Annotated in this window: 11 protein-coding genes; 4 read left to right on the top strand and 7 right to left on the bottom strand. The window is 62.7% G+C overall.

Features of this window, described 5'->3' with window-relative positions; genetic code table 11:
* Positions 1–12: 12 nt before the first annotated feature.
* Positions 13–6,597, bottom strand: coding sequence for an NEL-type E3 ubiquitin ligase domain-containing protein (locus HX801_RS01265; protein ID WP_177021431.1), 6,585 nt, complete (start codon positions 6,595–6,597; stop codon positions 13–15).
* Positions 6,598–6,758: 161 nt separating this feature from the next.
* Positions 6,759–13,391, bottom strand: coding sequence for an NEL-type E3 ubiquitin ligase domain-containing protein (locus HX801_RS01260; protein ID WP_256344186.1), 6,633 nt, complete (start codon positions 13,389–13,391; stop codon positions 6,759–6,761).
* Between the two features lie 141 nt (positions 13,392–13,532).
* On the opposite strand from HX801_RS01260, the gene HX801_RS01255 reads away from it, so the two are divergent.
* The gene (locus tag HX801_RS01255) at positions 13,533–13,748 is read left to right on the top strand and encodes a DUF2970 domain-containing protein (RefSeq protein WP_008432997.1); all 216 of its coding nucleotides are present in this window, start codon (positions 13,533–13,535) and stop codon (positions 13,746–13,748) included.
* A 6-nt stretch (positions 13,749–13,754) separates the two neighbouring features.
* Here HX801_RS01255 and HX801_RS01250 read toward each other — a convergent pair whose 3' ends face one another.
* Positions 13,755–14,834 (bottom strand): ABC transporter substrate-binding protein, encoded by a 1,080-nt coding sequence (locus HX801_RS01250; protein ID WP_177021430.1) that lies wholly within the window; start codon positions 14,832–14,834, stop codon positions 13,755–13,757.
* A gap of 449 nt (positions 14,835–15,283) precedes the next feature.
* On the opposite strand from HX801_RS01250, the gene HX801_RS01245 reads away from it, so the two are divergent.
* Positions 15,284–16,942: a nitrite/sulfite reductase gene (locus tag HX801_RS01245; protein ID WP_003210800.1), complete on the top strand. Its 1,659-nt coding sequence runs from the start codon at positions 15,284–15,286 to the stop codon at positions 16,940–16,942.
* The gene (locus HX801_RS01240) at positions 16,926–17,420 is read left to right on the top strand and encodes a DUF934 domain-containing protein (protein WP_003210798.1); all 495 of its coding nucleotides are present in this window, start codon (positions 16,926–16,928) and stop codon (positions 17,418–17,420) included. Before HX801_RS01245 ends, HX801_RS01240 begins: the two co-directional genes overlap by 17 nt.
* A gap of 58 nt (positions 17,421–17,478) precedes the next feature.
* On the opposite strand, the gene HX801_RS01235 is transcribed toward HX801_RS01240, so the two are convergent.
* Positions 17,479–17,979 (bottom strand): MarR family winged helix-turn-helix transcriptional regulator, encoded by a 501-nt coding sequence (locus HX801_RS01235; RefSeq protein ID WP_032899084.1) that lies wholly within the window; start codon positions 17,977–17,979, stop codon positions 17,479–17,481.
* Between the two features lie 52 nt (positions 17,980–18,031).
* On the opposite strand from HX801_RS01235, the gene HX801_RS01230 reads away from it, so the two are divergent.
* Positions 18,032–19,531: an FAD-dependent oxidoreductase gene (locus HX801_RS01230; RefSeq protein WP_177021429.1), complete on the top strand. Its 1,500-nt coding sequence runs from the start codon at positions 18,032–18,034 to the stop codon at positions 19,529–19,531.
* Positions 19,532–19,539: 8 nt separating this feature from the next.
* Here HX801_RS01230 and HX801_RS01225 read toward each other — a convergent pair whose 3' ends face one another.
* The 3 genes from HX801_RS01225 to HX801_RS01215 form a co-directional block, all read right to left on the bottom strand.
* Complete coding sequence (locus HX801_RS01225) at positions 19,540–21,174, bottom strand: SulP family inorganic anion transporter (RefSeq protein WP_177021428.1); 1,635 nt, start codon at positions 21,172–21,174, stop codon at positions 19,540–19,542.
* Entirely contained in the window at positions 21,164–21,781 is a 618-nt protein-coding gene (locus HX801_RS01220; protein ID WP_087692889.1) for a ParB-like protein, read from the bottom strand. Before HX801_RS01220 ends, HX801_RS01225 begins: the two co-directional genes overlap by 11 nt.
* Before the next feature lie 169 nt (positions 21,782–21,950).
* Complete coding sequence (locus HX801_RS01215) at positions 21,951–23,228, bottom strand: serine/threonine transporter (RefSeq protein WP_008433015.1); 1,278 nt, start codon at positions 23,226–23,228, stop codon at positions 21,951–21,953.
* Positions 23,229–23,262: the final 34 nt, after the last annotated feature.

The raw sequence follows: 23,262 nt of genomic DNA, 5'->3' as shown, positions 1-23,262 counted from the left end.
TGAGCGCCCGGGTCAGATCCCCAGATCCCTCCTCGCCCGTCCCGAAAGCCTGAGCGCCAGTGCCTGTTGCTCGGCAAGGTTTTCGGTGTCCAAGGCTGCGACTTCGCTCAGGTATTGGGCGCTGAGGTCCGGGTGAAGCTCCTCGAGGGCATCTACCTTGACCTGATGCGCCTGGGCCAACACCGAAAACTCTTCGGGATACAGCTTCTGCAAGTAGCTGACCCAGTACGGGCGCTTGACCAGCTCTTGCATAAACACAGGAGTACTCTCTCTGGCCATAATGGCGGCATACGCCTGATCGATGTTGGCCTGGGTCACCCGGGACAGGTTGCGGTACAGCATGGTGGACGGTTGGTGAGGCAGATCCAGGCGCTCGGCCAGGCCAATGCGGTAGGCCAGGCGAATTTCCGCCGGGTCGATGCCAGGGCTGCGGTTGATCGCTTCGCCAGCAATGCGCTCCGCTTCATCGAGACGGATCATGCGCCGGGCCAGGTTGAACAGCGTGGTGCCTTCCTGCCCGGGTGCAAGGGCCCTCAGGGCCTTAAACTCATACACGCTGACTTCAAGATCACTGAACAGGAGGATCCAGCCGTCACCACAGGTAGCCCTTACCCGCATCGCCTGGGCCTGGCCAAACAGTTGTTCGCGCAAGTGCGGGTATTGCTCCGCCGCCTCAAGCACCGCCCACACCCGGCGAGTCAGGTCGGCGCGGTCGTGCAAGAAATCCTGGGCGTTCTTCAACTGGGAAATGATGTAGAAAAAATCCTCGCTGTTTTCGGCCTGCTTGAGCACGCTCCATACCCGGTGGCGGGCCGAATCGGCGGCAATACCCGAGAACCATTGGGCCTTTTGTTGTTCCGGGGTCAAGAGTTCAGGGTGGATGTCCGACCCGGAGCTGCTATCGGTACTGTGGTACCCCTCCAGTGCGTCTTCCAGTTCCTCGGCGGAAAATCCCAGGCCACAATCGGTCTGCTGCTGGTAGACGCGCAAGCGTGCAAGATCTTCCTCAAACAGCAGGTTATCGGACAGGTCCGTGCCCCACATCAGAGCGCTGTGCTGGGGCAGCAACGCGTCTTCAGGGATGGTTTCGATACGGTTGCTGCGCAGGTCCAGGTGGCGCAACTGCGCAGCCTGGAGGACACCCTGCGGCCACGCCAGAAGGTTATTGCCACGCAGTTCCAATGACTGCAATTGAGGCAGGCTGCTGATGTCCAAAGAATCGAGGACGTTCTCACTCAGGTCCAGGCGCTCCAGCGCGGTCAGCCGATTGAGCTGGCCCTGCAGCTCGCTGCGATAGCGCAGTTCGTTATGGCTCAGGCGCAGCTCGGTGAGTATCGAGCATTCGCCGACGGCGTCGGGCAGGCTCATCAGGCCATTATTGTTGAGAGTCAGGGTACGCAGCTTGGGAAACGCCCGCAGGAACGCATTGGAGCCCTGCTCAGTAAGCTTGACTGCGTTGAGGTTCAACACCCTCACATGGGCCAACGGCTCGGGTAACGCCGGCAGGTCACCCAGATACAGGTCGTTCAATTGAAGGACCTCGCGCCCATCGCCCGGCGCAACCTCGGGGTGCGCCCGCAAGGTATGGCGCCAACTGTCGATAAGCCTGTCGGCCGCGCGACGACGGTCCACCGCGCTGACCCAGCCGCCCCCCTGGCGATAACCGCGAATATCGATCCAGTCGTTCAACACCCGCACCATACCCCGGTAGCCCGTGCGCCACCGAACCAGGCATGCCTCGACCTCCAGTGCGCCCAGGCCACTGGCAAGCAGTTCGTCAATGCGCCGTACCGCATCGCGCGTGGACAACGCCGGGTCTATTTGTTGCAGACGCTGCGCAGGTGTCTGCCGAACTTCACTGTTGGGCACCTCTACCTCCAGCGCGAGGAGCAGATCGGGACTGTCCGTGACCTCCAGGGGAAAGTATTCCGGATCGCCCCCCGTTCTGCCCTCCGCCAGCCCTTCGCGGGGAATGCCCAAGGGTTTGTCCAGGTAAAAGCTCGGGCCAAAAACCGGCAGCATGGCCGGTGCGACGTTCAACGGATTGTCCTGGTAGGTACGCAGGGCAAAACGCTGTATGTCGGCACAGGCCGGCAAGGTCAGGCGACAGCCACGCACGTTGCTGCTGAGCATCAGCAGGTCATGGCCGGTCAGTGCAGCCTGGGGGATCGTGGTAATAGCGCTGTAGCTCAGATCCACTTGACGCAGTTCGGGTAATGCCAGCCAACCTGTCGGCCAGGCGGTGGTCGCGGTGTGGCTCAGGTTCAGGCTGCGCAGCTGGTTGAGCCCGCTGACATCCAGGGTACCCACACGGTTGTAATCCAGGTTCAACCCTCGAAGCGTGATCAGGGCGCTGAGGCGCTGCTGTATCGCCTCAGTGATCGTCAACTGGTTGTGCGCCAGGTCCAGCTGTTTGAGAGACCTCAACTGCGTCAGGGACGCCGGCAGGTCCATCAGGTTGCTGCGGCTCAGGTCCAGGCCGTGGATTTGGGTGAACTGGGGGAGGAAATCGTTCAATGCCGCCACTGAAACCCGAGTGCCTGCGAGGTTCAAGCGCTGCACGTGGGCAAAAGCTGCGGCCGGCATCAGCGGCAAATCCCCCAGTACCGTACCCGACAGGTCCAGCATGACCCCCTCGGAGGCGGCTGGCGAAGAAGGCCCGGCCACCTCACGGGGGGAGGCAAAACGTCGGTCGAGGCCATCGCGCCAGTAAGCCATGAGCTTGTCTGCCGCACGTTGACGATTGAGCGGGTCCACCGGTCGCCGGTCGACCTCCACTTCCCTGCCCTGCCACTCTTCCAGCGCCTGCTGCAAGGTTGCATGTTCATCCAGCAAGGCGTGCACACGGGTCAACTTGGCGTCACTGGTCAACCGATGGCGCCGCAGGTACGCCAAGGCACTGGGCGCAAACGCCGGGTCGCTGTCTTTCAGGCGTCGCAACGCGCCTTCACAATAAGCGTCCACCATCAGCACTTCATCCACCAAATGCCCCGGGTGGTTTTTCACGTGCTGATACACCGGCATGAACGCACGTCGCTCAAACGCTGCCCAGTTGAGGGTAAGGCCACGCCACAGGCGCTCGTGGCCCTCAAGCATTGCCGCCGGCATGGTATTTATCCCGGTCGCCAACAGGTCGAGCGTCTCCAGTTTGTCCAACGTCAGAACACCTACCGGCCACTCTTTCAGGGCGCCCGCCACCCGCAAGGCAAGCAGCTGTTTCAAGCCACTGACATCCAGCGCGTCCAGCGCGCCCGTCAGGACCAACCGGCGCAATTGGCTCAACGTGTTAAGGCGTTGCAAAAAGGCCGGCGAATAGATCAAGCCCCAGCCGTCGATCGACAACTCTTCAAGCTTGGGAAACAGCCCGAGGCCCGCGGCAATCGCTTCGACATGGGCGGGCTCGGTAAACACATTCAGGACTTCGACGTTGGAGAACTGCTGCGCAAGCCTGGTGCCCTGGGCGCCCGCCAGGGTTTCACCGCTTACACCCAACCCTCGCACATGGGAAAAATCAGCATCCAGCGCCGGCAAGTTACCGGCCTTGCCCAGTGACAGATAGGCATGGGGTTTCAAGCCCCGGTACGCGCCTTCGCGCCAGCAATTGATCAGGGTGTCGGCCGTATGTTGTGCCCCCGCCTGAGCACTGTTTTGCGTCACCCACTGATCCAGGGTCATGCGTAACCGGGTCAGTTCGCGCTCGCGGTTGCCAATCAACTCATAGATCTGTGGGGGGCGCTGGCCGGCCTGCAACAGACTTTGCACAAACAGCTGGGCCGCCTCATCGCTGAGGTTGGGGTAAACATCGCGAACCCTGGCCGCCAGGGCGGCATTGGGTGCCTGGGCCGCACCCCGGCCGCTCAGGGCATAACCTAATAACCCGCTCGCCAGACGCAACGCCGGGCGAGCCATGGGCGCGCGTATCTTCAGCACGGCGGCCATTTCGAGGCGGTGTGCCGTGGCATACCGTGCCAGGGCTTGCTGCAAATCGACGTCCGCGCTGGCCAGCGGCAAACCCAGTGACTGGCGCAGGGTCACGGGCAAGGCATGGACGATTGATGGATAGAAATTACGACTGCCGGGGACCGGACTGTTAAGAGGAGCCCCCTGCAGGTCGCACGCCAGGAATGTCTCGCCTTTTTTGACCAGGTAACGGCGCACTGCCGCGTCTTCAGGCCCAACTTCAGCCAGCAAGCGCCCACTGGGGTTGTCGGCGCGCAGTTCCAGGCGCAGCGTGGGAGACCAGCCCGGCAGTTGCTGCAAGCAATGCAACGCCAACCGGTCACTGTCCAGGCTGGCGAGCGCCGGCAGGTACAAGCCGGCCAACGCACTGCTCAGGCGACGTTGCTGTACCGCACGCCGCGCCAGGTTATCCAGGCGCGGCGCAACACCGGTTCGGCCCAGTATCTGCAGGCGTTCCTTATCGCTGGCCGTACTGATGATTTCGTTGATCGCGCCTCGGGACAAAGAAGCAAAGCGGCGCTGCAACACTGCGCCCTCGGGAGACAGCAGTGCAGCCTGTGGCGGCGCGCCGCGAAACAACTGCAACGTATCGGCCAGCACGGCAGGCATCGGCAAACCATCTATGTGGACCTTGCGCAACAGGTCATCACTGATGCCGCTGATGTCGCCAAGGGCGCTCAACGTTGCATCGCTGATTCCCTGGGTTTCATGACCCAGGCGCCTCAGCAGGGTCAGGCGGTCCCATTCCAGTGGGCGTTCATGGGTATGGCGCCAGGCACCCGCCTGGTTGTGTTCGAGGATCGGCTGGTACGCGGCCGGATTTTTCGGATGCTGGATCCGCCATTTTCGAGTCCGCGCATCAAAAGCCTTTTCATAAAGGCTTTCACCCAGGCGCACATACATTTTGCCGTCCTGCGCGTACTGACCCTGGGCATTGGGCTTGAGTGATGCATCCAGAACGGTATGACTGCGGTAGGCCGCAAGGTCGGGTTTCCACAGGCGCCTTTCGCCGTTCGGCAACTTCACCGGCACCAGCCCATCGACCCATTTCGGCACCTGGATAGCGGGCGCCCGGCCAGCGAGGGCTGCCGCCCCGCCCAGGGTGGCCATGAACCCGAGATTCAGCGCCACCGACTCCAGGTGCTCCCATGCCGCATCCATATCGCCCTCCTGCCAGGATTCGATGCCGTGATAGACCTCCAGGCCCAACTGAATCGCCGTGACCGCCAACAACAGCTCCCCCAGGCCGGGCACCATGAATGCGGCCACATTCAATGTGTTCAAACCCATGCTCAACCAGTGAGCATGGCGTGCCTGTGCGGCTTTTCGGTCAGCCTCCGCAGTGGGCACCGCCAGGGTTCTGGCATTGTCCTTGAGGCGCTGTACATGCCGCTCGTAGAGCGCGCCGAACAACTCCCCCTCGATCAACCGTTCTCGCCGGTTCAAGTTGATTTGCTCGTCGTAGACCTGCTCCTTGTAGCCTCGCGGGTTCCAGGTGAATGTGTAGAGTTTTTCCTTGAGGCGCTCAAGGAACTGCGGCGCCTGTTGCTGAGGTACCAGGCTGGCAAACAACTGCTGATAGGCAGGTGAGCGCAGGTTCACCGCCAGCTCCTTGTCGAACGCCTGCATAGACGGGTATTCCTTGAGCGGGCACTGCGGCGCGCCCGGAATCCAGGCCACCACCCGCGTATCAGGCGCCACGGGAAGCAGCCCGCTCACACCTGCCCCAGGAAACAAGGGCGGGATCACGGACCGGGTCGGTGCGACACCCGGCCCGATCAGCAGCACCTCCCCCAGCTCGCAGCCCAGAATCGACAGTTGACCGAAACGTACGACCTCGCCATCCAGCAGCGGCCGCGAAGTACCTGCCAGCACTTCACGCAACATGAGAAACACCGCCGGACCGATGTCGCCCTGCGCCCATGCGGTATACAGGCGTACCGTCAGCAGGTCTTTTTGCGCGCGAATCATCTGCTCCCGCACCACGGCCCGAGTGGCAGCGGCATCGAACACCTGCGCCAGGTGGGCCTGGTATTGCTGCCCCAGGTCCAGGGTGCGGCACAGGGTGGAAAAGGTTTGTGGAGTCATCGACAGGGTTTCGCTGTAGCGATAACGCGCCGCACGCGAGCCATCCGCCCGCGCCTCGCCGTAGTACTCGGTCAGCAGCGCACCTTCCGGCGCCAGGGCGCTGGTCTGTTCGAGGGCGATATCGGTGAAGTCTTCATCGCCCTCGAAGTTCAGCAACGCCGCCTGCAACAACGAATGCTGCTGCGGGGCCTGGCGATACCGCAGGTAATGCAGCTGGTTTTTGTTGACGTCCGGGGCCTCGCCCATCGCCTCGCGCAACGCCGCTTCCAGCTTGGGCTGGGCGAATTCGACAATGCCTTGCAGCGCGCCAAGGCCCTTGGCCAAGGCTTCGCGGGACTGACGGCTGGCCTTGCGACTGTCATCGAGTGCCTTGTTCAATGCGGGCGAGAGCGGAACCTTGGTGGCAGGCCGCTCCCTGCCGGGCAACAGTCCATGTTTGAGCCGGCGCACATCGACGGGGGCCATGTGGGCGACCCACGCGGGCAGGCGTTCCGTGATCAGGGCGGTGTGCAAGCTTTCGTCCGCGAGGGCGTTAGGTGGAGTAGACATGTGCGGCTTCCTGAGAACGCTTTAGGGAGGCCCAGTACAGCGAACAGGCGAGCGCCTTCGCAGGTAGATAATTGTTTTTGTGCACCTTGGCGCCGAACCTGGGTTACGACCACTGAGGCGCGGCAGGCCCGTTTCCGGACCTGCCGCCGGGGCACAGGCTGTTATAGCCTCAGTGCTGCTCTCTCCCGCTCGGACAGGCGAATCAGCAGGGCCTGGCGTTGCTCAGTCCTTTGCTTGGCCAATACCACGGCTTCTGCCTCGTACTGCGCGCCAAACGCCGGATAGCGATCCTCCAGGGCTTCAGCCTCGCGGGCCTGGGTCTGGGCCAGCGTCGTAAAGTCAGCCGCGTATTGCTTCTGCACGTAGTCGACCCAGTACTGGCGCGTGACCAGATCGGCCGTGAACGCCTCGGTCGCCTCCCGGCCGATGATGCTGGCGTAGGCCTGGTCGATATCGGCCTGTTTCACTTGGGAAAGGTTGCGGTACAGCATGCCGGACGGCTGGCGCGGCAACTCCAGGCGTTGGGCCAGGCCGATGCGGTAGGCCAGGCGAATTTCCGCCGGGTCAACACTGGGCTTTAGGCTGACCACGCGGCTGGCGGTGGCTTCAGTCTGTTCCAGGCGGATCATGCTTCTGGCCAGCTTGAACAGCGCCGCGCCTTCTTTTCCGGGTTCCACGGTTTCCAGGGCCTTGAACTCATAGACACTGACTTCAAGGTCGCTGAACAGCAGGATCCAACCGTCACCGCAGGTCGCGTTGATCCGCATGCCGCGAGCCTTGCCGAACAGTTGCTCGCGCAACGCCGGACGTTGCTCGGCGGCCTCCAGCACCTCCCATACCCGGCGCGTCAACTCAGGGCGGTCGGTGATGAAGTCCTGGGCGTTTTTCAGCTGGGAAATGATGTAGAAGAAATCCTCACTGTCGTCAGCGCTCTTGAGCGACTCCCAGACTGCGTGTTTGCTGGAGTCGGCCGCCACGCCAGCAAACCACTGGGCCTTCTGTGCTGCGGGCGTCAGCAGCTCCGGATGCAGCTCACCGCTCAGATCCGCTTCCTCGTGACTGGTACTGAGGAGGAAGCCATCGAGCTCGCGATCAATTTGCTCCCGGGTATAGCCCAGGCCGAACCCCGTTTCCTCGAGGAAGTCGCTCAGGCGCTCGAACACGCGTTCTTCCAGCCCGTTGTCCGTCAGGTTGGTGTTGCTCATCAGGAGGTTGTGGCGAGGCAACAGGGCATCGTCCGGGATGGTCTCGATCTGGTTATTGCTGAGGTCGAGGGTGCGCAGTCGCGGCAGTTCCAATGCCCCGGCCGGCCATTCCTCCAGGACGTTGTTGTGCAGGTCCAGGTTTGTCAGCCCGCGCAGGCCGCTGACATCCAGGCTGGCCAGGGTGTTTTCGCCAAGGTCGAGCCATTCCAGCGCACTTAATGGGCCGAGCAGTGCCTGTAGCTCCACAGCGTCGCGCAAATCATTGTAGGTGGCTTCGAGATGAGTCAGCGCCGTGTATTGGTTGATCACCTCGGGCAGGTGCGCCAGGCCATTCTTGTTGAGCACAAGCCGGCGCAGGTGGGGGAAACTGCCCAGGAACCCATTGGCCCCCTGCTCCGTCAGCTTCACCTCGGTGAGGTCGAGCACGCTGACGTGGCTCATTGAAGCCGGCAACGTCGGCAGGTCGCCCAGATACAACCCGGACAGGTCCAGTACCTCGCGCCCGTCCACCGGCGGCACCTCGGGCCGGGCACGCAGGTTGTGGCGCCAGCTTTCAAGGAGCCGGCCGGCGGCACGACGACGGTCGAGGGCACTGACCCAGCCGCCCCCCTCGCGATAACCTTCGATGTCGATCCAACTGTTCAACACCCGGCTCAAGCGTTGATGCTCGGCGCGCAACTGCACCAGGCGTGTGTCGACGCCGGTGGCGCCCAGGCCGGCGGCCAGCCATTCATCAATGCGCGCCACCGCCTGGGCACTGCTCAAGGCAGGATCCAGTTGTTGCAGGCGCGCCGCCGGAGTGAGGCGTGCTTGCGCGTCGACGTTCTCGACGTGCAGGGGCAACAGCAACTGGCCGGGGTCGTCGGTGACCCTGACCGGGAAATACTCCGGATCGCCGCCGGTCCGGCCGATGCGCAGCTGTTCCTGGGGAATGCCCAGCGGCTTATGCAGGTAGATTTCCGGCCCCACCAACGGCAGTAATTCCACATCAAGGCCCAATGGATTTTCCCGCAGGGTGCGTTGCGCAAAGGCCAGGATGTCGGCGCAGGCCCGGGCAGTCAGTCGGCAACCCCGCAGGTTGCTCTTGAGCATCAGCGTGTCGTGGCCGGTGAGCGCCTGGGCGGGCACCCGGGTGATAGCGCTGTGGCTCAGGTCCAGGCTCTCCAGGACTGGCAAGTCCAGGACACCCTCAGGCCATTCGGTGATTCCAGTGCGGCTGAGGTTCAAGTGGCGCAAGGCGTTGAGGCCACGCAGATCCAGGCTCGCGACACGGTTGTATTGCAAGTCCAGGGTTTCAAGAGCCGTCAGGCGGCTCAAGCGTTGCTGGATGGACGGGATGATGCTCAGTTGGTTGTGGGAAAGATCCAACTGGCGCAGGGCGGTGAAGTTGTCCAGGGCCGACGGCAGCTGTGCCAGGTTGCTGGCACTGAGGTTCAAGTCTTCAATGGCGTTGAATGCGCCGAGAAAGTCATTCAGCGCCTCAATCGAAACCCGGGTGCCGCTCAGGTTGACCTGTTTGACATGGGCGAACGCGGCCGCCGGCAACCCGGGCAAGTCGCCCAGCACGCCCCCCGACAGGTTCAGTGTGGCGGTCGGCAGGTTGGAGCGCGCCGACATGCCCGACGGCGCAAGCCGCGGCCCCAGGCCTTCACGCCAACTGTCCAGGAGCCGCTCGGCGGCGCGCTGGCGGTAAAAGACATCCACCTGCCGGCGGTCAACCCGCAACTCCCTGGCCGCCCACTCCTGCAGGTCCCGGCTCAGGGCGAGCTGTTCGTCGAGTACCTGGTGAGTGCGAGCCAGTATCTGTTCAGTGGTCAGACCCTGCTGCCGGAACTGAGAGACAACGTCTATGCCAAACCCCCAGTGCACATTTTTCAAGCGGTCCATCACGCCTTCACAGTAACCCTGCACCAGGGCTTGCTCATTGAGCAGGTGAGCCGGATTGCCCCGCACATGTTCATACACCGCCATGAATTCCCGGCGGTCAAACGCGGCCCACCGCAGGTTCAGGCCGCGCCACAATCGTTCATGCCCGATGAGCATCGACGGGGGTACCGAACGGATGTTTGTTCGCCACAGGTCGAGCCTCTCAAGGTGCTCAAGTGACGTCACCCCCTGTGGCCACTCCTGCACCGAGCCCTCCATGCGCAACGAGCGCAGGTGCGTGAGGGGGCTGACGTCCAGGTTTTGCGAAAGCCCCGCGACGGACAGGTTGCGCAAGCGCTCCATTGCCCCCAGGCGTTGAATGAAGGGGACCGAATAGGCCACGTCCCGACCATTCAACGTCAGTTGGTTGAGATCGACGAAGCGGTTCAGCCCGTCGACCAGTCCGGTGCCCGGCGTTGCGTCAAGAAGCACCTCAAGGTGTCGCACCCGGGAAAACTGATCGGCCAGGCGCACGCCCTGATCACCCAACAAAAGCTCGGCATGTGCGCTCAGCGCCTGCACATGGGAAAAGTCTGCACTCAGGCGCGGAAGGTCCGTCACGCTGCCCAACGACAGAATGCTCTGGGGCGGCCGCTCGCGGTAAATGCCCTGGCGCCAGCATCCTATGATGTCGGCCGCTACCCGTTGTTGCTGGCTGGCCCCGCCCGCCTGCCCGGCTGCAGCGGCGGTCCACTGATCAAGCTCTGCCTGCAACAGGTCAAACTCACGCTGGCGGTTTCCCAGCAGGGTGAAGATCTGTTGGGCGCTTTCACCGGCCTGCAATCGGCTCAGGACAAAATCGCTGGCCTGCCCGGCGTTGAGGCTCGGATAGAGCGCCTGCACCCTCGCCGTCAGCGATGCATCCACGTCAAAGCCTTTGCCCCGACCGCTCAACGGGTAACCCAGGACGCCCCCCGCCCCTGTCAACACGGGTCGCGAACGCGGTGCGCGCAGGCCGAGCACATTGGACATTTGGCTACGGCGGCGGGTGGCATAACTGGCCACCGCCTGTTGCAGTTCCCGGTCCAGGGTCGCCACGGGCATGTCCAGGCCAGGTCGGGCCGCAGCGGGGATCGCATGCACGACGGACTGGAAGAAATTACGCCGCCCGGTGGTCCGGCTGTTCAGCGCGACACCGCGCTCGTCGTAGGCCTGGAAGGCTTCGCCCTGCTTGACCAGGTATCTGCGCAGCGGCGCATCTTGCGGGCCAATGCTGTTCAGTAACGGTCCTTCGACAGCCTGAAAGCGCACTTCCAGGCGCAGATTGGTGGGCCAGCCCGGCAAGTGTTGCAGGCAATGCAGGGCCAGGCGGTCAGTGTCGGCACCGGCGTCGGCCTGACGATGCAGCCCCGCCAGGGCACGGCTCAGGCGGCCTTGTTGGACTGCGCGGCGAGCGGCATTGTCCAGGCGCGCCGAGGCTCCACGCTGACTGCGCAGTTGCAAGCGCTCCTGTTCGCTGGCGGTATCAAGAATTTCCTGGATGGCTCGCCTCGACAATCCAGGGAAGCGCCGTTGCAGCACCGCCTCTTCGCCAGCCAGCGGAGCCGTATCCGCCACTGGCTGGCTGCGGAACTGCTCCAGGGTATCGGCCAGCACGGCGGGCAGCGGCCTGCCTTCGATATACGCCTTGCGCAACACGTCATCCTGGACCCCACTGATATCCCCAATAATGCCCAGTGTCGTATCAGAGAATTCTTCAGTGGCGGGCCCCAGTCGTCGCAACAGGGTCAGGCGGTCCCATTTGAAGGGCTGCTCATGCACATGCCGCCAGGCACCGGCGTTGTTGTGTTCAAGGATCGGTTGGTAAGCCTCGGGATTTTCCGGGTGTTTGATCCGCCACTTGCGGATTCGGCTGTCGAAGACCTTTTCATGCAGGTTTTCGCCGATACGCACATAAATCTTGCCGCCTGTCTCGTACTGGCCCCGGGCATTGGGCTTGACAGCCGGGGCCAGCACCACCTCGCTGCGGTACGGCGCCAGGTCCGGTTTCCACAGCCGAGCCTCACCACTGGGCAGTTTGACCGGTACCAGGCCATCCACCCAGCGGGACACCTGGATTTTCGGCGCGCGACCGGCCAGGGCCGTCGAACCGCCGAGGGCGGCCATGAAGGCCACGTTCAGCGCCACCGACTCCAGATGCCCCCAGGCGGCATCCATGTCGCCTTCCTTCCACGCCTCGATGCCATGGTAGACCTCCAGGCCCAGTTGCACAGCCGTGACCGCCAGCATCACCTCCCCCAGGCCGGGCACGACAAAGGCCGCCACGTTCAGCACATTCAAGCCAATACTCAGCCAATGTTCGTGGCGTTCCTGGGCAGCCTTGCGATCCGCCTCGGCGGTGGGTACGGCGAGCGTTCTGGCGTTATCTTTCAGGCGTTGCAGGTGGTTGTCATAGAGCGCTCCGAACAGCTCGCCACTGATCAGGGTTTCGCGGCGCGCCAGGTTGACGTTCGGGTCGTAGACCTGCTCCATGTAGCCTCTGGAGTTCCACTCGAAGGTAAAGAGCTTGGTCTTCAGTCGTTGCAGGAAAGCCGGGGCTTCGTCTTGCGGCACCAGGCTGGCAAACAGCCGCTGATACTCCGGGGAGCGCAGGTTGATCGCCAGTTCCGCCTCGAACGCCTTTATCGACGGGTATTCCTTGAGCGGGTACAACGGCGCACCGGGGATCCACGCCACCAGCCGCTGGTCGGCCGCGGCCGGCACCAGCAACTCCCCTAGCGAGGCGCCGGGCACCAGCACAGTGCCCCAGCCCAACGGCTGCCGGGCATCTGCCATAGCGCCGACGCCCGGCCCGATCAGTACGACTTCACCCACCTTGCAGCCGAGAATCGCCAATTGGCTGCAGGCGACGGGCTTGCCATCCAACTGCGGCCGTTCGGTACCGGCCAGTAAGGCGTTGAGCATGGCATAGGCACTGTCGCTGACTTCGTTCTTCATCCGCGCCGTGTGCAGCCTGACGGCCAGCAGTTTCTTGTGCGCGTCGATCATCTGCTCGCGCACCACAGCCTTGGTGCCCGCCTCCTCGAACACCTGCTGCAAATGCGCCTGGTATTGCCGGCCCAGGTCCAGCGTGCGGCAGAGCGCGGCAAACTGGTCCGGGGTGACGGCGAGCTTTTCGCGGTAGCGATAGCGGGCCCGGCGTGAATGGTCGTTCAGAATTTCGCCGTAGTACTCGGTGAACAACGCCCCTTCGGGGGCCAGCGCGCTGGTTTGCTCAAGGGCGATATCGGCAAAGTCTTCATTGCCTTCAAAGTTGAGCAATGCTGCCTGCAACAGCGAATGCTGTTGCGGCACCTGACGGTAACGCAGGTAATGCAACTGGTGCTTGTGGACGTCCGGTACCTCACCGAACCGTTTGCGCCAGGCGTCTTCCAGCAGCGGCTGGGCGAACTCGGTGATGCCCTTGAGGCCGTCGAGAGTCTTGGCCAGCCGCTCGTGGGCGCGGCGACTGGCCAACTGGCTGTCGGCGAATGCCTGGCGCAACCCCTGGGGCGCGTTACTGAGCCAGGCAGGTGGTGCATCCTCGGGGACGCGCCCGGGCAGCAGGCCCGGCTTCAAGCGTCGGATGTCCGCAGCCGCGCTGCGGGCAATCCAGCCGGGCAAGCTGTTCTTGATCAATGCGGTGTGTAGCCCCTGCTCTGTCGGGGCGGGTAAGGTTGGCATGCGCTCGTTCCTGATGACTCTGTTAAGGAGTCCCAGTACAGCGAACGGGCCAACCGCCAGGGCGGTAGATAGCTACAGCCGGTGTTTTGCGGGAACTTGGCTATCCTCATCCATGGGTTTGATCCCTACCGCGAGGCCTTTATGGACGATTCCAACAACAAGCCACCGACTTTCTGGCAGATGCTTCACAGCGTGATGGCAGCCGCCTTCGGGGTGCAGAGCGGGAAGAATCGCGCCCGCGACTTTACCCATGGCAAGCCCAGCCACTTTGTCATCCTGGGTATTGTGTTTACCGCCGTGTTTGCCCTGACCCTGTTTGGCATCGTCAAGCTGGTGCTGCACCTGGCCGGTGTTTGAAGCCGGTCAATGCATCAGCAGTTGCAGGCTGAACGGGTAGCGATAGGTGGCTGGCTTGCCCTGGGCTGACAGTGCTCGAAAGTCGACGCCGTAGTCCTCGCGCCCCTGCATCTCTAAAAGGCGCGTGGCGTGTGGCGGATCAATCAATCGAAAGAGCCCAAGCTTGCGCTCACGCCCACCGTACTGCGCCATGCCCAGGCCACGGGCATCGTCATGCAGCACCACCATCGCCCAGCCGCCAAGGGTGAAATGCCCGGCCACCAGCACACTCAGGCGCCCGTCAAGGCGCGCCTGCAACACTTCGGGCGAACTGTTGACCGCGCTGAACAACACGTCCCTGCCCGGCGTGCGCCCGCTGCCTTTGAGTGCATCCATTGCCCCCAGCGCCATTTCATCGTTGGCCGCCCACACCAGCGCGGTCTGCGGGTAGCGTTTGAATAACTGCGTGGCCTGGTCGAAAGCGCGCTGGCGACTCCACTCGCCATACACCAACTGGCGCAGGCGCACCTGCGGATGATCCGCCAGGGCGCGCTGCAAGCCTCGCTCGCGCAGTTGCGCGGCGGGAGTGGTCTTGGCCCCGGAGAACGCGATCAGGTCGAGGGTCTGGCCGGGGGCGACAGGCCCATGCAGGCGCAACAACTGGGTGAGCATCAAGTAGCCCGCCTGTTCGTCGTCGGCGACCATGCTGCCGATCCAGTCAGGGTATTTGCCGGCGTCCAGCAGTTGAGTCTGGTCCGCGGTCAGCGCGTTGTTGACGATCAGCAGCTTGACCCCGCTGCCCTGGGCCAGGCGCAAGATCTGTGGGGCGATGTACTGCTCGTTGACCAGCACCAGGTAGTCCGGGCGCTCGGCGCCTAGCAGGGCTTCACGGGCCTGCACCAGCGTGGTCTCGGGATTGCGCTCGGAATAGCGCACACGCAAATCCAGGCCGAGGTCCCTGGCGGCGGCCTGCATGAATTGCGCGTAGCTGACCCAGAAGGTCTCGGTCGAATTGCCAGGGTTGAGAAACACCACCGACGTCGCCTGGGCGATGGCCCAGAACGGCATGCTCAGCACCAGCAAGCACTTGCAGAGAACCTTCAACATCGTTGCCTGAGCCCTTCGGAATGACGGCCCATGATAATGGCATCAGGCCGGTCAATCTCGGCTAATTGCCGATTGTCGACAACAAGGCTCGATAACGCCCTTTTATTGATGGCTGACCCAGAACACGGCAGTGGAAACCACCAGGATAATCAAGAACAGAATGGCCCACGCATCGACACTGCTGTCACTTTTGCGGGCTTTGGTCGGATTGCTCATAGCATCGCCTCTTGTCGGTTTTATAGGTGATTGCACAAAGACACGAGCACAGTAAAGTTCATGATTGCCCGCATGACAAATGTGGGTATCGCGATAACCGTTCTCATTAGGCCATTTGGTTATTTGCATATACTCAAACATCACTTTTGCGCATAAACGCAAACTGGTATCGTGCGCCGGCTCCGTTGGGAGTGCGCGGCCGTGCGCGCAGATTTGCCGAGAACAGGACCTATATGTACGTATACGACGAATACGATCAGCGCATCATCGAGGACCGCGTCAAGCAGTTCCGTGATCAGACCCGACGCTATCTGGCAGGTGAACTGAGCGAAGAAGAGTTCCGCCCTCTGCGCCTGCAAAATGGCCTTTATGTTCAGCGCTTTGCGCCGATGCTGCGGGTTGCCGTGCCTTATGGCCAACTGACTTCCCGTCAGACGCGCATGATGGCCAAGATTGCCCGCGACTTCGACAAGGGCTACGCCCACATCAGTACTCGCCAGAACGTTCAGTTCAACTGGCCGGCCCTGGAAGACGTGCCGGACATCCTGGCTGAATTGGCCACCGTGCAGATGCACGCCATTCAGACCAGCGGTAACTGCCTGCGCAACGTGACCACCGACCAGTTCGCCGGCGTTGCCGCTGACGAGCTGATCGACCCCCGCCCATGGTGTGAAATCGTCCGTCAATGGACCACCTTCCACCCGGAATTCGCCTACCTGCCGCGCAAGTTCAAGATCGCCATCAATGGCTCGACCTCGGACCGCGCCGCCATCGAAGTGCACGATATCGGCCTGGAGCCGGTGCATAACGCGGCGGGCGAGTTGGGCTTCCGTGTGCTCGTCGGCGGTGGCCTCGGTCGTACGCCGGTAGTGGGTGCCTTCATCAACGAATTCCTGCCGTGGCAGGACCTGTTGAGCTACCTCGACGCGATCCTGCGGGTCTACAACCGCTACGGCCGTCGTGACAACAAGTACAAGGCCCGGATCAAGATCCTGGTAAAAGCGCTGACCCCCGAGGTGTTCGCCCAGAAAGTCGACGCCGAGATGGAACACCTGCGCGGCGGCCAGACCACCCTGACCGACGCCGAAGTGCACCGCGTTGCCAAACACTTCGTCGACCCGGACTACAAGGCCCTGAGCAATCAGGACGCCGCGTTGGCCGAGCTCGATGCGCAGCACCCGGGTTTCGCCCGCTGGCGCACCCGCAACACCCTGGCCCACAAAAAGCCGGGCTATGTGGCCGTGACCCTGTCGCTGAAACCTACCGGTGTTGCACCGGGTGACATCACCGACAAGCAACTGGACGGCGTCGCCGACCTGGCCGAGCGCTACAGCTTCGGCCAACTGCGCACCTCCCACGAGCAGAACATCATCCTCGCCGATGTTGAACAGTCTCAACTGTTCACCCTGTGGGGCGAGCTGCGCGAGCAGGGTTTTGCCACGCCGAACATCGGCTTGCTGACCGACATCATCTGCTGCCCGGGCGGCGACTTCTGCTCCCTGGCCAACGCCAAGTCGATCCCGATTGCCGAATCGATCCAGCGCCGTTTCGACGACCTGGACTACCTGTTCGACATCGGCGAGCTGGACCTGAACATCTCCGGTTGCATGAACGCCTGTGGTCACCACCACGTCGGCCACATCGGCATCCTGGGCGTGGACAAGAAAGGCGAAGAATTCTACCAAGTGTCCCTGGGTGGCAGCGCCAGCCGCGATGCGAGCCTGGGCAAGATCCTCGGCCCGTCCTTCGCCCAGGAAGCCATGCCTGACGTGATCGGCAAGCTGATCGACGTGTACGTTGAACAGCGCACCGAAGATGAGCGTTTCATCGACACTTACCAGCGCATCGGCATTGACCTGTTCAAGGAGCGCGTCTATGCAGCGAATCATTAAGAACAACGAAGTCCTCGACGAAACCTGGCACCTGCTGCCCAAGGACGCGAGCTTCGATGGCATCTCCAACTGCGACGACCTGATCGTGCCACTGGCCCTGTGGCGCGAGCACGCTCACGCCCTCAAGGCCCGCGACGGCGGCCTGGGTGTATGGCTGGACGCCGATGAAGAAGCCGAAGAGATCGGTGATGACGTGGAGCACTTCCAGGTCATCGCCCTGAACTTCCCGGCCTTCACCGACGGTCGCAACTACTCCAACGCCCGCCTGCTGCGTGACCGTTATGGTTACAAGGGCGAGCTGCGGGCGATTGGCGATGTGCTGCGCGACCAGTTGTTCTACCTGCGCCGCTGCGGGTTCGATGCCTTCGCCTTGCGCGCGGACAAAGACCCGTATGAAGCGCTGGAAAGCCTCAAGGATTTCTCGGTGACGTACCAGGCCGCGACGGATGAACCGTTGCCGTTGTTCCGCCGCCGGTAACCGCTGGGAGTCGTTTAAAAATACCCCTCATTGAGGGGTATTTTTTTGCCCGGCTTTTCTATCGATTCTCAAGCGTCAGAGTGACCAGCGCATCGTCGTTGAGGTCGGCGGCAAACTTGCCCATCAGTCGCACCAGGTCGTCGATGTCCTGCTGTTCCCAGGTGGCGAAAATGGCCATCCCCATTCGCGTACGTGCCTCATCCACCCGATCCGTCATTGCCTTGCCCTGCGGGGTGATCACCGACTCGCGAACCCGGCGGTCCTTGGCATTTTCCTGGCGGTCGACCAAACCGAGGCTTTCCAGCTTCGCCACCTGGCGGCTGACCGTGGTGTAGTCGCGTCCCACGCGGTCGGCCAGCTCCACAACGCCGATCGGCCCCAGCCGCTCCACCAGCACCAGCAGCGGAAACAGTGCCCGATCAAGGGCGATACCCGCCTCCCGGACCATCACTTCGTCGCGCTGCGGCCGGTTCATGGCACCGACAATTTCAATCAGCGCCCCGTGAAGCTCGCGAATCTGAAGACCTATAGGTGTATTTTGCACGCTTTCTGTTGACACGGAATCTTCCTTGCTCAAATATATGTGCATATTACATATAAAGGCAGTCCAGATGAAAGAGCAATGCGCAGTCGACGTTCTGATTTGTGGTGCCGGTGCGGCCGGTTTGACCCTGGCGATCGACCTGGCGCGACGAGGCATTTCCTTCCGACTGATCGAAAAATCCCCCGCGCCGTTCCACGGCTCGCGGGGCAAGGGTATTCAACCCCGCACCCTGGAAATATTCGAAGACCTCGGCATTCTCGACCGGATCACCGCTGCGGGCGACGTCTACCCGCCCGAGCGGCGATACAACGAAGATGGCAGCCACATCGACGCCGAGGTTATCGAGCTCTCGGCGCCAACGTCAGCCGAACCTTATCAGCAGCCTATGATGCTGCCGCAGTTCCTCACCGAACAGGTGATGCGCGAGCGCCTTCTGGAATTGGGGCACCGCCCGGCGTTTGGCTGCGAGTTAGTCAGCTTCGAGCAGGACAGCCACGGCGTGACCGCATATTTGGTCGGCAACGAAGGCGAACAGACACTGCGTGTACGTTGGCTCATTGGCGCAGACGGCGGCCGCAGTGTGGTACGCCGCACGCTGGACATCGGATTTCCTGGGCAGACCCTCGGGGTCCGTGCCATCGTAGCCGATGTGCTTATGACCGGCCTGTCGCGTGACTACTGGCACCGGTTCAGCACTGAGTGCATGACAATGCAGGTCGCAATCTGCCCATTGGCGGGGACCGAGCTGTTTCAGATACAGGCGCCGATTCCGCTGGACACAGAAGTTGACCTCAGCGCTGAGGGGCTCATGAACATGGTGGCAGAGCGCACGGGTCGGCAGGACATTCATATCGACTCTGTCTCCTGGGCGTCGGCCTACACGATGAATGCGCGGCTGGCCGATCACTATCGCGTAGGACAGGTATTTCTTATCGGCGATGCCGCGCACATCCACCCACCCACCGGCGGCCAGGGCCTCAATACCAGCGTGCAAGATGCCTACAATCTGGGCTGGAAGCTGGCGGCGGTGACGGCCGATGCGCCCGAAGCGTTGCTCGACACCTATGAGGAAGAGCGACGGCCTGTGGCAGCCTCGATGCTCGGCCTGTCGACCAGGCTGCTGGACGGAATGAAAAAGGGCAACATGCGCCGCGGCCGCGAGGTGCACCAACTCGATATCGGGTATCCCCACTCCTCGCTCGCAGTGCAACCGGCAGAACGAGAAGGCCGCTTGCTCGCCGGTGACCGGGCGCCCGATGCAACCGTGCGGGACGCCAGCGGCCATTCGTCCCGGCTATTCAAGCTGTTCCAGGGCGTGCATTGGACATTGCTGGGCTATGAGGTGGAACGCGGGTCACTGAAGCCTGCCGCCGGGCTGCATATCCATCGCTTCGGGCCGGGCGGCGACCTGGTGGATGATCAGCGACAGTTCAATGACGCTTACAACCTCGCCCATGGCGAATGGGTGCTGGTGCGCCCCGATGGCTACGTCGGCGCGATCTTCACAGACGTTGAGAAACTGCACGGCTACCTCGCCCAAGTTGGGCTCAGCGCCGAGGCGTTTTAATGTCGAGCTCAGGCAGTTGGCTGCAACGCCAACTGCACCGCGCCATCAACACTCAAGCCGCTGATCAATACCTGGGGAGCACACGCCTCAGGCAGCGTCTGCAACACCTCCTGCGCCTCATGCCGTACGCGGGCCAGCACCAGGCATTTGCCCTCCCCTCGCACCTGTACGAAAAATGCCTGCAATGCCTCGATGCTGGTGCCGTCCAGGTCGGGGGATTCTTCCAGGCTGAGCACTACCGTGTGCACCGGTAACGTAGCGTGCCGCATCAGGCTCAACACCGCCCCCAACACTCGCTCGGCATTCGCGAAGAACAGCGCTTCACTGGGCCGCACGATCAGCACACCGGGGATCCGTTCAGCGCTCGGGTGATGCAGCAAGTCGACAAAATCATGCCCACCGTCAATGCGCCCCAACTCGCGCACGTCCGCCGACGACATCTGGCGCAACATCAACACCACGCTGATCCCGACCGCCACCAATAACCCATCCAGCACCCCCAGCACCAACACCGCCGCCACCGCGCAAATCACCAACAACCGGTCGCGCCGCCAGGAGAAATAGCGGCCCAGGGGCTGCAGGCTCAAGCCACGGCCCAAGGCGTAAATGACGATGGCGGCAAGCACCGGCTCCGGCGTCAATGCCACCAGCGGCAGCACCGTCAGCACGATCGCCAGCACCACCAGCGCCGCCACGGCGCCCGCCAGCCGCGAGTTGGCTCCCGCCGCCTCATTGGCCGATGTCGCCGAATACCCGGCGCCGGTGGGCATGCCCTGGAACAGCCCGGACAGCAGGTTGGCGGCCCCCAGCGCCAGCAGGTCACGATTGGATGACACGCGATCACCATGCTTGAGGGCGAAGGAGCTGATGGAGCCGTAGGACTCGGCGTAAAGAATCATCACCATGGCAAACGCCAACTCTCCCAGGCGCAGCCAGTCGGCGAACGGCAATACCGGCAAATGCGCCAGTTCCAGGCGCAGGTCGATGACGCCGATCAACGCCACGCCATGGGCCTGCAGATCCAGCCACTGGCCGGCGGCAATCCCGAGGATCACCACCAGCAACCCGCCCGGCAGGCGCCGGACTCGCGCGCATAGCCAGAGCAGCAGCAACGCGATGCCCGCGACGGCGGCGGCGGCCCAGTTCCAGCGCGGCAGTTGCTCCAGGAGCTGGGGCAGGAAGCGAATCAGGTTGTTGTCGGTCAGGTGCACGCCCACCACGCTGGCCAACTGCTTGAGGATGATCGTCAGCGCCAGGCCAAAGGCAAAGCCACGCAACACCGGCTTGGCGATAAACGAGGTCAGCCCGCCCAGCTTGAGCATCCCGGCCAACAGGAAAAACGCCCCCGTCACCAGTACCAGGCCCATTGCCAGGCTCAGCCTGAGTGCCGGGTCATCCCCCGCCAGCGTTGCCGTGGCCGCCGCCAGCACCGCTGCCGAGGACGATGTGGCAGAGACAATCGCGAAGCGGCTGGTGCCAAACAGGCCGTAGCACAACAATCCGGCAAACAAGGCGATCACGCCCGCCTGGGGCGGCAACGCGGCGATACTGGAATAGGCCACGGCCTCGGGCAGCAACAGGCCGGCGATGGACAGGCCTGCCAATAAATCCTGGACGCGGCTCTGTCGGGTTTCAGTGGTCAATCGGGCCTACCCATCCTGGCAAGTAACGGGCTTCCTGGCTGCGGGCCAGGGTCATGGCCTTGCCCATCAACTTGGGGCTCAGGTCGCCGATCAGGTCGCTGCCGATACGGCTGCGGAGAAAGTCGGCCCAGAGAAACTCGCTGAAAGGCGCGGCGTCCTTGGCATACCCGCCGGCGGTACGCAGCAGGCCCGCGAGACTGCGGTAGGGATCATCCTGCAAATCGGTAATCCTCCGGGGAATGGCGTCGTAGGAGCGGCGGATACCCCGCGCATCATAGGGATGCACCCATTGGTTGAAGGTCATGACGTTCCAGAACGTAGTACGCTCGACAAACGACAGGTCCTTGAGCACCAGCAACGACACACTCTTGACCTCTTCCTGCAACAACGCCAGGCCGAAGTGATGATGGTCGGTGATGTAGTAACGCTCGTCCGGCCCAATTACACAGGGAAACCAATGCTGGTCGAGTGCGGCGGCGCGCTCCTTGCGCTTGAGCTTTTTCCAGGCCTCGCGCTTGGTCGCGACCTCGGCGAGGCCCACCGTCAATTGAGTGGGGTGCAGCTTTTCCAGCTTGCCGGTGATCAACTGCGGGCGGGCGCGAGCCATGAACAACCTCCAGGTAAGAATTCGACGTGCCCTGTCAGACACCCGCGACAAGCTTAGCCGTGATTGATCGCCTGGCGTTGATACTTATCAGCACCTTGCGGCGTGCAGGCACAAAAAAAGGCCGACTCGCGTTATGGCAAGTCGGCCTTTTTTCACAGCGCCCCGGCGATCAGGACATCAACGAGTAGATCAGCGCGGTAATCGCCACCAGGCCCACCGCCGTCACGAACACGTTGGACGCCTGGCCACGGTACTTGGCCATCGCCGGTACCTTGCGGATCGCGTACATCGGCATCAGGAACAGGATCGACGCAATGATCGGCCCGCCCAGGGTCTCGATCATGCCGAGGATGCTAGGGTTGAGGGTCGCGACGATCCAGCACACCACCAGCATGAAGGCAGCCGTCATGCGGTCCAGGGTCTTGGCAGCCGGGCGACGGCCGCTTTTGAGCACCAGGCCCTTGAGACCTTCACTGGCGCCGATGTAATGGCCCAGGAACGACTTGGCAATCGCCACAAACGCGATCAGCGGCGCGGCGAACTCGATGGTCGGGTTGCTGAAGTGGTTCGCCAGGTAGGACAGGATCGACAGGTTCTGCGCCTTGGCTTCGGCCAGTTGCGCAGGCGACAGGGTCAGTACGCAACTGAACACGAAGAACAGCACCATCACCACCATCAGGATGTGTGCCCGGGACAGGATCTGCGAGCTGCGTTCCTCGGCGTGTTCGCCGTACTGGCGCTTCTGGTCCACCGCAAAGGCCGAGATGATCGGCGAATGGTTGAACGAGAACACCATCACCGGAATCGCCAGCCACAGCGTGTGCAGCAGCGCCGACGGGGCCGGCACGGTGCTGGCGGTGCTGAGGATGCCGCCGTTCCAGTGCGGCACCAGGTACACGGCGAGGAACAGCAAGGCGACGATAAACGGATACACCATCAGGCTCATGGCCTTGACGATCACCTGCTCGCCACACCGCACCACGGCCAGCAGGCCGAGGATCAGCACCAGCGACAGGATCGCCCGCGGCGGCGGCGCGATGTGCAGTTGATGTTCCATGAAACTGCCGACGGTGTTGGTCAGCGCCACGCTGTAGATCAGCAGGATCGGGAAGATCGCGAAGAAGTACAGCAAGGTGATCGCGGCGCCGGCCTTGAGGCCGAAATGTTCTTCGACCACGTCGGTGATGTCCGAGCCTTCACGGCCCGAGAGCACAAAGCGGGTCAGGCCACGGTGCGCGAAAAACGTCATCGGGAATGCCAGCAGCGCGAGGATCACCAACGGCCAGAAGCCGCCAAGGCCCGCGTTGATCGGCAGGAACAAGGTGCCGGCGCCGATGGCCGTACCGAACAGGCCGAGCATCCAGGTGGTGTCCTGGCGGCTCCAGCTTGTGAGGGTTGCAGGTGTCGTTGCGTAGCGTTCGTCGACGCTATTGGCCTGATCATTCATCCGTTCGGATCTCCGCATTCACTCAGTCGAGACG

This window comes from Pseudomonas sp. G1002 (genome assembly GCF_013385455.1).
GTDB lineage: Bacteria > Pseudomonadota > Gammaproteobacteria > Pseudomonadales > Pseudomonadaceae > Aquipseudomonas.
This window is presented reverse-complemented; position numbering and strand designations above follow the sequence as displayed.